The 12122-nt window shown below is 59.9% G+C and carries 12 protein-coding genes; 3 read left to right on the top strand and 9 right to left on the bottom strand.

What is annotated here, in order from left to right:
* The first annotated feature begins 43 nt into the window (after positions 1 to 43).
* Positions 44 to 1609: a S10 family peptidase gene (locus AC5S27_RS20020; protein ID WP_493936328.1), complete on the top strand. Its 1566-nt coding sequence runs from the start codon at positions 44 to 46 to the stop codon at positions 1607 to 1609.
* 114 nt (positions 1610 to 1723) lie between these two features.
* Here the strand turns inward: AC5S27_RS20020 and AC5S27_RS20025 are convergent, their stop codons facing one another.
* Together AC5S27_RS20025 and AC5S27_RS20030 are read right to left on the bottom strand one after the other, a co-directional pair.
* On the bottom strand, positions 1724 to 2707 hold the full coding sequence (locus tag AC5S27_RS20025; RefSeq protein ID WP_493936329.1) for a 2-hydroxyacid dehydrogenase: 984 nt from the start codon (positions 2705 to 2707) through the stop codon (positions 1724 to 1726).
* Positions 2708 to 2751: 44 nt separating this feature from the next.
* Positions 2752 to 3609: a hypothetical protein gene (locus tag AC5S27_RS20030; protein ID WP_493936330.1), complete on the bottom strand. Its 858-nt coding sequence runs from the start codon at positions 3607 to 3609 to the stop codon at positions 2752 to 2754.
* Between the two features lie 136 nt (positions 3610 to 3745).
* On the opposite strand from AC5S27_RS20030, the gene AC5S27_RS20035 reads away from it, so the two are divergent.
* Complete coding sequence (locus tag AC5S27_RS20035; RefSeq protein ID WP_493936331.1) at positions 3746 to 4888, top strand: FUSC family protein; 1143 nt, start codon at positions 3746 to 3748, stop codon at positions 4886 to 4888.
* Positions 4889 to 4908: 20 nt separating this feature from the next.
* A complete protein-coding gene (locus AC5S27_RS20040) occupies positions 4909 to 5232 on the top strand; it encodes a hypothetical protein (RefSeq protein ID WP_493936332.1) in 324 nt (107 codons plus the stop codon).
* Positions 5233 to 5403: 171 nt separating this feature from the next.
* Here the strand turns inward: AC5S27_RS20040 and AC5S27_RS20045 are convergent, their stop codons facing one another.
* The 7 genes from AC5S27_RS20045 to hisD form a co-directional block, all read right to left on the bottom strand.
* A complete protein-coding gene (locus AC5S27_RS20045; RefSeq protein ID WP_493936333.1) occupies positions 5404 to 6576 on the bottom strand; it encodes a pyridoxal phosphate-dependent aminotransferase in 1173 nt (390 codons plus the stop codon).
* 178 nt (positions 6577 to 6754) lie between these two features.
* A complete protein-coding gene (locus AC5S27_RS20050; RefSeq protein ID WP_493936334.1) occupies positions 6755 to 7441 on the bottom strand; it encodes a 1-(5-phosphoribosyl)-5-[(5-phosphoribosylamino)methylideneamino]imidazole-4-carboxamide isomerase in 687 nt (228 codons plus the stop codon).
* Positions 7435 to 8214, bottom strand: coding sequence for an imidazole glycerol phosphate synthase subunit HisF (gene hisF / locus AC5S27_RS20055; RefSeq protein ID WP_493936335.1), 780 nt, complete (start codon positions 8212 to 8214; stop codon positions 7435 to 7437). Before hisF ends, AC5S27_RS20050 begins: the two co-directional genes overlap by 7 nt.
* A 133-nt stretch (positions 8215 to 8347) precedes the next feature.
* A complete protein-coding gene (gene hisH, locus AC5S27_RS20060; protein WP_493936336.1) occupies positions 8348 to 8986 on the bottom strand; it encodes an imidazole glycerol phosphate synthase subunit HisH in 639 nt (212 codons plus the stop codon).
* Positions 8987 to 9046: 60 nt separating this feature from the next.
* Positions 9047 to 9646 carry an imidazoleglycerol-phosphate dehydratase HisB gene (gene hisB, locus AC5S27_RS20065; protein ID WP_493936337.1) on the bottom strand — a complete coding sequence of 200 codons (600 nt, stop codon included), beginning with the start codon at positions 9644 to 9646 and terminating at the stop codon, positions 9047 to 9049.
* Positions 9643 to 10716 (bottom strand): histidinol-phosphate transaminase, encoded by a 1074-nt coding sequence (hisC, locus tag AC5S27_RS20070; protein WP_493936338.1) that lies wholly within the window; start codon positions 10714 to 10716, stop codon positions 9643 to 9645. Before hisC ends, hisB begins: the two co-directional genes overlap by 4 nt.
* 125 nt (positions 10717 to 10841) lie before the next feature.
* Positions 10842 to 12101 carry a histidinol dehydrogenase gene (gene hisD, locus AC5S27_RS20075; RefSeq protein ID WP_493936339.1) on the bottom strand — a complete coding sequence of 420 codons (1260 nt, stop codon included), beginning with the start codon at positions 12099 to 12101 and terminating at the stop codon, positions 10842 to 10844.
* Between the last annotated feature and the right edge of the window lie 21 nt (positions 12102 to 12122).

A 12122-nucleotide genomic window follows, 5' to 3' on the forward strand; every position in this document is an offset into this window, starting at 1 on the left:
GCAAAAGAGCGGTGTGATTTTATCTTCCTGTTTGTTAGCAGCGATGTACGCTGGTGTTTCCCTTTCCGGTTTGGCACAGGAGGCCAAGGACAAGAAGCCAAGTGAGGCTGCTGTTCCTGCTGTGCAGGCGGACTCCGTGACCGAGGGCTCGGTGACGGTGGGCGGGCAGGCGATTGCTTACAAGGCCGTTGCCGGAACGCTCACCGTCGGCGCTACGAATTCGCAGGATGCGTTGATCGGGCTGGATGGAAAGCTGCTGGCTGACTCGGGCGAAAAAGCTCCCGACAAGCTGGAAGATGCTGCTCCTACGGCGCGGATTTTCTACACCGCTTATTTCAAGAAGGGTGCTGCTTCGGAGACCCGGCCTGTGACGTTTCTGTATAACGGCGGGCCTGGTTCTTCGACCATGTGGCTGCACATGGGATCGTTCGGCCCGAAGCGCGTGGTGACGACAGACACCGTGCATGAGGCGGCGGCTCCGTACAAGATTGTGAACAACGACTACAGCCTGCTCGACGTGAGTGATCTCGTCTTTATCGATGCGCCGGGGACGGGGTTCAGCCGCATTTTTGGCAAGGGGAAGGAAGCAGCGTTCTGGGGGCTGGATGCGGATGCGCATGCGTTTGAGCGGTTTATCCGGAGGTTCTTGACGAAGTATGACCGGTGGAATTCGCCGAAGTATCTGTTTGGGGAGAGCTATGGGACGCCGCGCAGCGCGGTACTCAGCGCGGACCTGCGCGGGGTGGATTTGAACGGGATTGTGCTGCTTTCGGCGATCTTGAGCTTCGACAACAGTGCGGATGATCCGAAGGTGAATCCCGGGGTGGATCAGGCGTTTGCGCTGGCGTTGCCGACGATGGCAGCGAGCGCCTGGTATCACAAGAAGGTGCCGAATCCGACGGCGACGCTGGAGCCTTTTCTGGCTGAGGTGGAGAAGTTTGCGCTGGGCGAGTATATGACGGCGCTGCTGCAAGGCTCGGAATTGCCGGAAGACCGGCGGCAGGCAATTGCCAGCAAGCTGCATGACTATACGGGACTGCCGGTGGCCTACATTTTGAAGAGCGATCTGCGTATTGAGGGCGGAGCGTTTTCGAAGGAGCTGCAGGACGAGGCGGGGATCACGACTGGACGGCTGGATACGCGGTACGAGGGTCCGGATATGGACCGGCTGAGCGAAGGTGCGATGTACGATCCTCAGAGCATTGCGATCAGCTCGGCCTATACGACGGCCATCAACCAGTATCTACGGACCGATCTGAAGTATGGCGAGAACTGGACATATAAGGTGAATACGTACGGGGAACCGGGGTTCAAGTGGCCTTTCCGGGAGACGGAGAGCGGGCCGAATGTGATGCCTGATCTGGCGCGGGCCATGAAGGCCAATCCGAAGATGAAGGTGCTGTTGTCGGGTGGGTATTATGACCTGGCTACGCCTTATTTTGAGGGGAAGTTTGAGATGCATCATCTGCCGATTCCGGCGGATCTGCAAAAGAACATCAGCTACAAGTACTACGCTGCCGGGCACATGATTTATGTGAATGATGGGATTTTGAAGCAGTTCCATGAGGATGTGGCGGCGTTTATTAAGGGGACTGAGGCGGCGAAGTAGGGACGAGGAAAGAGTACAGAGAACAGCAGATTCCCTTCGGGAATGACAACGAGAAAGGCAAAGGCCCGGAGCGAATGCTCCGGGCCTTTGCTTTCCGCCTAGGGTTGCAGTTGCTCACGCTCCGGTTTGGACTACGTTGATGAGCGGTTCGCCTTTTAGGAGGCGGTGAATTTGTTCTGTGGCGATTTTGAAGGCTCTAGGGCTGAACTGCGGGGTGCTGCCGGCTACGTGGGGGGTGATGAAGAGGTTGGGGCACTTCCAGAGCGGGTGGTCGGCGGGTAGGGGTTCTGGATCGGTTACATCGAGGGCAGCGCGGATGTGGCCGTTGTTGAGGGCTTCTACCAGTGCATCGGTTTGGACGATGGGGCCCCTGGCGGCGTTGACGAGCAACGCACCTTGCGGGAGGAGAGCGAGTTGCTTTGCGCCGATGAGGCCTTGGGATTCGGGAGTCAGCGGGAGGATCAGGATGGCTATTTCAGCGTTTGGGAGGAGATCGTCGAGTTCGGCAACAGGGTGGACTTCAGGTTCAGTTCTGGGGGTGCGGGCTACTCTTGTGATCTCTACGCCGAAGTTGACGAGACACTTTTCGATGGTCTTTCCGATATCGCCGTAGCCGATGATGAGGACCTTCTTCGCGTGCAGTTCTTCCTGGAGAATGGGTGGGAACTGGGGGCGTTCGTCGCGGTGGATGGCGGCGTAGTCTTGGCTGGCCTGACGGCGGCCGGGCCAGTCGGCGGCTCGCTGGAGGTCGCGGTAGAGCGGGAAATATTTGAGCATCGCGAGAATTGCCGACACAGTCCATTCAGCGGTAGAGATGCTGTGTGCGCCCTGTGCGTTCGTCACGGTGACGGAAGGGCCGACCAGGTCTGTGAGCCATTCTGTACCCGCCATGAGCGAGAGAGCCGTCTTGACACCGCGGAGGTGAGGCCAGACGCGCTGACCGAGGACCGGAGCAGGTGGAGGAATCCAAAGGTCAATGTCGAAGGTACCCTCGGGGTTGGACGGGATGGGAATCAGCTCGATTTCTGACGGAAAGAGCTTCAGAAGTTCGGGGTCGAGAGCTGAGGGGTAGCCTACGCGCAGCCTGTGTTCAGTCATGTTTTTATGCTACAGGCTGCGCATAGGAGGTTGTAAGACGAGAACTACTCCTTGCCGTGGAAGAGTTTCTGGTTAATGTCGGGCCAGAACTCTTTGACCAAGTCGGAGAGGCCGTCAACGCCTAACTGGAGGACCCAGCGCTGACCGGTCTTGGTCCAAGTGCGGTCGACACCGGGGTAGTAGAAGTTGGAGATGCCGGAGGCGGCGCCGTTTCCGACGACTTCAGCGAAGTTGGGGGTGGGGCGGCCGGAGTCGCTGCGGGTGATGGCGAGGCGGGAGACGGAGTAGACAGTGCGCTTGAGGAAACCGCCGTGACCAAGAGTGTAGTAGCGGGGATCTTCGTGTGTCGCGACAGGAACAAGGAACTCGGTCATGAAGTTGCCGTCTATGGTGTCGGCAAGGCTGTGCCAGTAGTAGCGGCCATAGGCGATGGCTCCGTGGCCGAACTGGGGTTCAGATTTGTGCCAGTCTGAGACACCGGAGAGGATGCCGACTTCAATAAAGCTGGAGTAGTCGAAGGTGTCGTCAAGGACGAGTTTGAACTTCTGCTTGGGGCTAAGCGGAGGCAGCTTGGCGTCAGCGGAGACGGAGCGGAAGTTGGGAATGATGAAGAGGATGCGCTTGGTCTGCTGGGGACCGGCTTGCGGGTCAGTCTGGCTGGCGGGGGTCGAAGACTGAGCAGCCTGGAAGGCCGGGTCGTCGGGCAGGGTGGCGTCTGACGAACTGTAGGTCGCTGCGAAGCTCAACTCGGAATTCCGGTCAAAGTTGGTCTCGGTCCATGGATGCGACGGGGCGGAGGGCAGCTCGGACTCGATCGATGTCGCGATCGGGGGTGAAGACGCGAGGGCCAATGTTCCGCTACAGAGCAGAAGAGATAGGGAGAGGACTGGGGTAATTCGCATAGCTAAGATGGCACTCCTAAAGATCACAAAGTACACATTGGACTCACCAAGCGGGCGAAAAGTGGCGGGAAGTTCAGGAAGAGTGGACTTTGATCCATTCTGGTCTAATTGAGAAAGGTTGGCGGGGGCAGCGGATATGGCTTTTTCGAGGCGCAAGACCTGGTCGCAGGAGGTGCTGGCGGTGGAGCGTCCGCTGGCGGGGGCGAAGGAGGTTGGCTTTTTTACGTATGAAAAGCGGGCAATGGTGGTGCTGGCGCTGAAGACAGCGATGGCGGCCGGGATCTGCTACTGGATTGCGAAGCTGTTTGGGCTGCAAGACGGGTATTGGGGGTCAATCAGCGCGATTATTGTGTTGCAGTCGAATGTGGGGTCGACGGTGACGGCTTCGCGGGACCGGCTGCTGGGGACGCTGATCGGGGCGGGATTTGGGGCGGTGTTTACGCCGATCGGGCCGGATTCGTGGGCGTTGTGGGTCTATCTGACGGCGGTGGTTGCGGCGATGGTGACGTGCAGCCTGCTGGGTTTGAAGAACAGTGCGCGATTGGCCGGGGTGACGGTGACGATCATCATGCTGGTGCACCGGACGGGTTCGAACTGGACGCTGCCGGCGCACCGGGTGCTAGAGGTGCTGCTGGGAATTGTGGTGGCATTGGTGATTTCGGCGGTAGTGCTGCCGAGCCGCGCGCGATTGAGGCTGAGGGATGGGTTGGCCCAGGAGTATCTGCGGCTGGGCGCGCTGTTTGAGGCGGTGCTGGCGGGGTTTCGCGGGAAGGCTGCCTCGAATTTGCCGGAGCGGTGGAAGGATGTGACGGCGGCGCTGGAGGCGAATGGGCAGTTGCTGGATGCAGCGAGAAATGAGCCTGCGGGTGGGGCTGCTTCGGTGGAGGCGCTATCGCTGCTGCATCAGTTTGGACGGGGGATGGCGGATTTACTGCGGGCGCTGGATCTGGCGGTGCAGGGTGGGGCGCATGTTGAAGAAGCGGGATATGCATCCCATTTGGAGCCAGAACTGGGGCGGCTGGCGGAGCATATTGTCGGCGGGTTCCAGCATGTGGCGGGGTGTATCCACCGTTGGGAGTTTGGGGTGGCACCGGAGGGGTTCTATCTGGACGAAGATATTGCACGGCTGGAGGCGAAGATGGCGGAGATCCGTCCGGGGAACTTTGAGTATCCGCAGGAGGTGATTTTGCGGGCTTATGCAGTGCAAGTACATCTAAAGCAGTTGGCGCGGCAACTGCGGAGTTCACGAGTCGAGACGGAGAAGGCGGTCAGCGACTAGCGATTCGGTATGCTTGCTGTATGCGCGTATTTCTTTTTGTGCTGGTGGCTACAATCTTCGAGTCAGTGGGCGATGCGGTGATTCGCCTGGCTTTGAAGAACGCTGGGATGGGGCCGCGCGTTGGCTTTCTAGCGCTGGGAGTCACTTTGCTCGGGCTCTATGGAACTACGTTGAACCTGGCGCCGGTGGAGTTCGCCGAGGTGACTGGGTTGTATGTGGCGGTGCTGTTTGTGGTGTTTCAAATTACGAACTTTCTAATTTTTCGGACTGCGCCTACGGTGCCGGTGATGGTGGGTGGGGCGTTGATTGTGGCTGGTGGGATGGTTGTGTCTCTGTGGCGGTAAAGGCTAGTGATTAGTGGCTAGTGACCAGTGATCAGGAAGGCCCGGGCTAAAGCCGTTCTCTTGCTCATATTCAGAGGCTGAAAGCTACTTCTCGCGCCGAAAAAGCCAAAGCTTGCGAACCATGAACGAAGCGGTGGGTGGTTGATGGCCACTCACCGCTGATTGCTGCGCCTATTTCAGGAAAGATTTCAGGGCATTTACGCAGGCTCCGATTTCTGGGATGGAGAGTGCGTAGCCGAAGCGTAGGTGGCCTTCGCCCTGGGCGCCGAAGACGGAGCCGGGGATGGTGGCGATGTGCGCCTTTTCCAACAGGATTTCGGCGGCGGTGCGGCTGTTTTTATGAATTTTTTCCGTGTTGGGGAAGGCGTAGAAGGCGCCTGCCGGTGGGTCGCAGTCGAGTCCTACTTCGTTGAGGCCGGCTACGAGGATATCGCGGCGCTTGCGGTATTCTTCGCGGCGCCAGGCGATCTCTGACTCAGGGGTTTTGAGGGCTTGGACCATGGCGTGCTGAACGAATGTGGTTACGCCGTTGGTGGAGTAGAGGACGATCTTCTTGAGAGCTGTCATGAAGGGTTCGGGGGCCTGGGCATAGCCGCCGCGCCAGCCGGTCATGCCGTAGGACTTCGAGAAGGTGTAGGTAGTGATGGTGCGCTCGGCCATGCCGGGGAGCGAGGCGATGGAGAAGTGTTCGCCCTCGTAGACGAGGTCTTCGTAGGCTTCATCGGCGACAACAATAAGGTCGCGGTCGATGGCGAACTGGGCTACTTCTTCGGCTTCAGCACGGGTGAAGACGACGCCGGAAGGGTTTTGCGGGGTGTTGTAGTAGATGCAACGGGTCTGCTCGGTGGCAAACTGAGCCAGCGTATTGGCAATGCCGTTGCGGCGTGCAGTTGATGTTGGGACGAGCAGCGGCCGGGCCTGGGCGCCGCGGATGAGATCGGCGATTGGCGTCCAGTAGGGGGCGAAGACGAGGGCGTCGTCGCCTGGATCGAGAACGGATTGGAAGGCCCCGTAGAGGGCCTGACTGCCGCCTACCGTGGCGATGACCTGGTCGGGAGTGGTGGGGATTTTGTTCTTTTCGGTGAGCTTTTTTGCGAGAGCTTCGCGCAGAGGGGCGATGCCGCTGGAGGCTGCGTAGTGGGTCTGGTTTTCGACGAGGGCCTGGATGGCGGCGTACTTGATGGGCTCCGGGGTTTCGAAGTAGGGCTCACCGCCGTGCAGCATGTGGACCTTTTCTCCGGCGGCACGGAGGGCCATGACTTTATTGCGGATTTGAACGATGTCGGAGAAGCCGACTTCGTCGAGGCGGCGGGCGAGGCGGACGCCGCTGATTTTGGTGGTCATAGTTATGGGACCTCTTTCTTTAAGACTTGGGGATTTCAGGATAGACGATGGAGCAGGGAATAGGGATTAGGGAATAGGAACGACGGATTCCCTTCGAGAATGAGAGACAAAAAAGCAAGAGCAACTACATGACAAAAGCAGATCCTTCGCTGCGCTCAGGATGAGAAACCTTCTGCAGTTAGACGGCGAGTAGATTGGTATAGACGGCCATGCCGGCTACGCAGTCGATGTTGAGGGTGGCCAGGGTGTCGATTTCTTCTTGGGCGCGAATGCCGCCTGCAACGATTAGCTGGCGTTGCGTGAGAGGACGCAGGCGCTTCGCTATTTCTATAGGGAAGCCACCCAACAGGCCTTCGCCGTCGATGTGGGTGTAGAGGAAGGCTTCTGCGTAGGGTTCGAGGGCGGCTATGGCGCCGTCGGGGGTGAGGTCTACCTGGGACTTCCAGCCTTTGATGGCAATTTTTCCGTTGCGGGAGTCGATGCCGGCTACGATCCGGGCTGGACCTATGACTTCCGCCAGTTCGGCGGCGAATGCCGTGTTGACGCTGCCAATTCCCTGCTCTTCTTTGAAGAGGCTGCTGCCAATGATGACTCGCTTTGCTCCGGCGGCGAGAACCGACTGGGCGCGGGCGGTGGTGCGGATGCCGCCGCCGACCTGGACAGGGAGACGTTTGGAGATTTGCTCGACGAGGGCGGTATTTTCGCCCTGGCCCATGGCCGCGTCGAGGTCGATGAGCTGGACGAGCGGGTATTTCGAGAATTTCTCGATCCAGTATTCGAAGTCGTCGAAGGCCAGCTTTAACTTTTCGCCCTGGACCAGTTGGACAATCTTGCCGCCTAGCAGGTCAATCGATGGGATCAGCATGGGAGCCTCACTGGGATGCCCATTTCGGCGAGGGATTCTTTGAGATAACGGGACGTTGAGATGCCGAAGTGGAAGATGCTGGCGGCGAGGGCGGCGTCTGCCTGGCCGCGGCCGAAGACGTCGGCGAAGTGGGCGACGGTGCCTGCGCCGCCGCTGGCGATGACTGGGATGCGCACGGCGCGGCTGACGGCGGCGGTGAGTTCGCAGTCGAAGCCGCTGCGGGTGCCGTCGGAGTCCATCGAGGTGAGGAGGATTTCACCTGCGCCTCGGGATTCGGCTTCTCTGGCCCATTCGACGACGGAGCGGCCTGTGTCTTTGCGCCCGCCGTGGGTGTAGACGCCAGCGTTGGAGATGGGGTCGTGGGTGCTGGGGTCGCGGCGGGCGTCGATGGCGACGATGACGGCCTGGCTACCGAAGACCTGGCCGATTTCTGTGATGAGGGCTGGGTTGGCGAGGGCTGCGGAGTTGATGCTGACTTTGTCCGCTCCGGCTTCGAAGACGGCTTCTGCGTCTGCTGCGGTACGGATGCCGCCGCCTACGGTGAAGGGAACGAAAAGGGAACTTGCAGTGCGGCGGACGGTGTCGAGGAGCGTGGCGCGACCTTCGTGGGTGGCGGTGATGTCGAGGAGGACGATTTCGTCGGCTCCCTCCTGGGCATGGCGGTGGGCGAGTTCGGCAGGGTCTCCGGCGTCGATGATGTCGACGAACTGGACGCCTTTGACGACGCGGCCGTCGCGGCAGTCGAGGCAGGCTATGATGCGGCGGGTGAGCATGTTAGCTTCTAGCTCCTAGCTTCTAGCTGCTAGCTAGAGGCTGGTTAAGAAAAGACAGCGGGTTAGCGAGTCAGCAAGTTAGCTGGATTCGTTTAAGGCGTAGCATTGCTGATTGCTCTTGATGGGTTGACTGTTATTTGAGATCCAGGAAGTTTTTCAGGATTTTCAGACCGGTTTCGCCGGATTTTTCCGGGTGGAATTGGACTCCAAAGACATTGTCATGTTCTAGGGCGGCGGCGAAGGGCTGGATGTAACGGGTGACGGCGGCGGTGGGATTTTCGAGGCTGTCGTCTTCGGCTCGGATGTGGACGCTCGTGGGGACTCGGTAGCTGTGGGTGAAGTAGACGAATTCATTGTCGTCTACGCCGGCGAGGAGGCGGCTGTGCGGGGTGTTGCGGGGCATGATCTGGTTCCAGCCTACATGGGGGACTTTTTCTGAGCCTTCGGGGAAGCGGTCGCATTTGCCTTGAAAGTATCCGAGGCCGGGCTGGTTAGGGGCTTCCGTGCTGCCCTGGAGGAGCCACTGCATGCCGACGCAGATGCCGAGGAATGGCGTGCCGTTGGCGATGGCGGTGTTGATGGCGCGGGTGAGGCCGGTGTCGTCGAGGCGGGCGGTAGCGGCGAAGTGGCCCACGCCGGGGAGGAGGATGCGTTCGGCTGCCGCGAGCGTGTCGGGGCGGTCGGTGACTTCGACTTCCGCGCCGAGGTGACGGAGGGCTTTGACGACGGAGGTCAGGTTACCGGCTTTGTAGTCGATTACGGTTACGTTCATACAGCTCCTAGCTTCTAGCCGCTAGCTTCTAGCTGAACGCTAGAGGCTAGAAGCTGAAGGCTATAAAAGTCCCTTTGTGCTGGGGAGTTGTTCGGCTAGTTGCGTGTCTCGGGAGACGGCTACACGAAGGGCCCTGGCGAAGGCTTTGAAGATGGCTTCGATCTTGTGGTGGTTGCTGCGGCCGTACATGGTTTTTACGTGGACGTTGGCCTGGGCGCCGCGGGCAAAGCCTTCGAAGAAGTCTGTCACCAGCTCGGTTTGCAGGTCGCCTACTAGGCGGGTGCGGACTTTGGTGTCTACGGCGTAGGCGGTGCGGCCGCTGAGGTCGATGGCGGCGATGGCGAGGGTTTCGTCCATGGGCATGAGGAAGTAGCCGGCGCGGTTGATGCCGCGTTTGTCTCCGACGGCGCGAGCGAAGGCTTCGCCGAGGGCGATGCCTACGTCTTCGACGGTGTGGTGCTGGTCTACGTCGAGGTCGCCCTTACATGTGAGGTCGAGATTGAAGCCGCCGTGGCGGGTGAAGAGCTCCAGCATGTGATCGAAAAACCGGATGCCGGTGGAGACTTTGTACTGGCCCTGGCCTTCGATGGTGAGGTGCATATCGATCTTGGTTTCGGTAGTGTGGCGGATGATTTCGGCGGTGCGAGTTTCGGGGGTCATGCTAGTACTCCGGCGGTTTTGAAATTCTGGATGGCGGTGACGGCCTGTTGCATTTGAGCTGGAGTGCCGATGGTGATTCGGACTAAGCCGTCGCAGCCGGGATCGGCGGAGCGGTCGCGGACCAGGACGCCTTGCGACTTCATGAAGGCTGAGAATTCTTTGTGCTGCGCGCCGATCTTGACTAAGACGAAGTTGGCTTTTGTTGGCCAGTACGGCAGGCCCAGTTCGGTGAGCTGTTTGAGAAAGCTCTCGCGGGCTTCGAGGATCTGGGCTACGTAGTTGTCGAGATAGGTCTGGTCTTTCAGGGCGGCGGACAGGGCTACCAGTGCGGCCATGTTCACGCTATACGGGGATAGGACGCGGCGGGCCCATTGCAGGAGTGGTTCGGGGCCGGCTAAGAGGCCGAGGCGCAGGCTGGCGAGGCCGTAGGCTTTGGAGAATGTTCTCGCGACGATCAAGTTTGGGACTGTGCCTACAAGGTCGATTACGGTTTCGCCGTGGAAGTGGAAATAGGCTTCGTCGGCGAGGACTACGGCTTGCGGAGCGGCGGCGGCGACTTCGAGGATTTGTTCGCGGGTGGTGGTGCTGCCGGTGGGGCTGTTGGGATTGGCTATAGCGATGAGCTTGGTTCTGGGGGTGATAGCGGCTAGCAGGGCTTCGTGGGGGAATTTGAAATCGCCGTTGAGGTATGCGGGAACGCGGACTACTTCTGCGTCGGTGGCGCTGGCGTAGATTTCGTACATCGTGTACGTGGGGACGGGGAGGAGTAGCTCGTCGCCGGCGTCGAGGAAGGCCTGGCAAAGGATGTGGATGGCTTCGTCTACGCCGTTGGTCAGGATTACTTGCTCTGGACGGAGGCCTAGATATCCGGCTGCCTGGGCTTCGACCGGGCCGCGTTCTGGGTAGCAAGTGAGGTCTTCTGCGGTGAGGCTTTGGATTGCGGCGAGGACTGCCGGGGAGCAAGATACGGTGTTCTCGTTGAAGTCGAGGCGGAGGGTGTCGCGGTTGCCGAGGGGTGGGTGGTACTCGGGCATCTGGCGAACTCGGGCTCGGGGCTGGGGTTCTGTCATCTTGGTTCCTGTTTGGCGAGTTAGCTGGTTAGCGAGTCAGCAAGTTAGCTGGAGTAGTTGACGCTCGGGCATTTTTACTCCCACCTTAACCGCACAGAACGCGATGAAGGTGGGGCAACCGGTTATCAGTTGAGACGGGCTCGGATGGCCTGGGCGTGGGCTGTCAGGCCTTCGGCTTCTGCTATGCGGATGGCTGCGGGGCCTAGCTCGGCTAACGCTTTTTCGTTGTATTGCTGGATAGTGATGAGCTTGAGGAAGTCGTTGACGCTTAGGCCGCCGCGGAGGGTGGCTGTTCCTCCGGTGGGAAGGGTGTGGTTGGGGCCGCTGATGTAGTCGCCCATGGGTTGTGGGGTGTGCTGGCCAATGAAGACTGAGCCGGCGTTCTGGACCCAGGCGAGGTCGGCTTCTGAGTCTACTGTCAGGTGCTCGGGGGCGAGGCGGTTGGTGATTTGTTGGGCTTCCTCCTGGCTGGCTGTGACGAAGATGTAGCCGTTCTTGCTGAGGGCCTGCTTGGCGGTGGGGTTCTTGGCGGATTGCAGCTTTGTTTCGAGCAGGACGGCGTTGGCCAGCTCTTCCTTGGTGGTGACGAAGATGGCTAAGGCAGCTGGGTCGTGTTCGGCTTGCGCTACCAAGTCCGCGGCTATGGATGCGGGGTTGCCGAGGTCGCTGGTGACGATGATCTCCGTTGGGCCGGCCAGCATGTCGATACCGCATTCGAAGGCTATTTCGCGCTTGGCGGCGGTGACGTAGAGGTTGCCGGGGCCTACGATTTTGCGGACTTTAGGGATGGATTCCGTACCGAAGGCGAGGGCGGCTACGGCGTGGGCTCCGCCGATGCGGTAGAACTCGGTTACGCCTAGCAGGTGGGCTGTTGCCAGCGTCTCTGGAGCGGGATTAGGTGAGGTGACTACGATGCGCGTTACGCCTGCTACCTGGGCTGGGATCACGGTCATGAGCATAGTGCTGGGGAGCGGGTGACGGCCGCCGGGGACGTAGCAGCCTGCTGATTCAATGGGGCGGACCAGTTGACCGGTGGTGAGGCCTTTGATTCTTGAGGCTTGCCAGGAGCGCGGCATCTGCTGCTGGGCGAAGGTGCGGATGTTCTTGGCAGCGGCTTGCAGGGCTTGCTGGAGCGTGGGGTCGAGCTGCTGCCAGGCTGCTGCGGTTTCTTCTTCGGTGATGCGGATGGGTTGGGACTTTGCCAGCTTGTCGAATTTCTGGGCGTAGGTCAGGAGGGCTTTGTCGCCCCCTTTGCGGACTTTGGCCAGAATTTTCCGGACGGCGGGGAGGACGGAGTCGAGGGAGGAGCCGCTGCGCTGCTCCAATTGCTGGAGGAGATAGTAGGTCTTCTTGGCTGTGCGGCCTTGGGTCTTGTAGAGTCGCATGGATTCCCTCTTGGCGAGTTA

It is taken from the genome of Acidicapsa borealis (assembly GCF_059115245.1).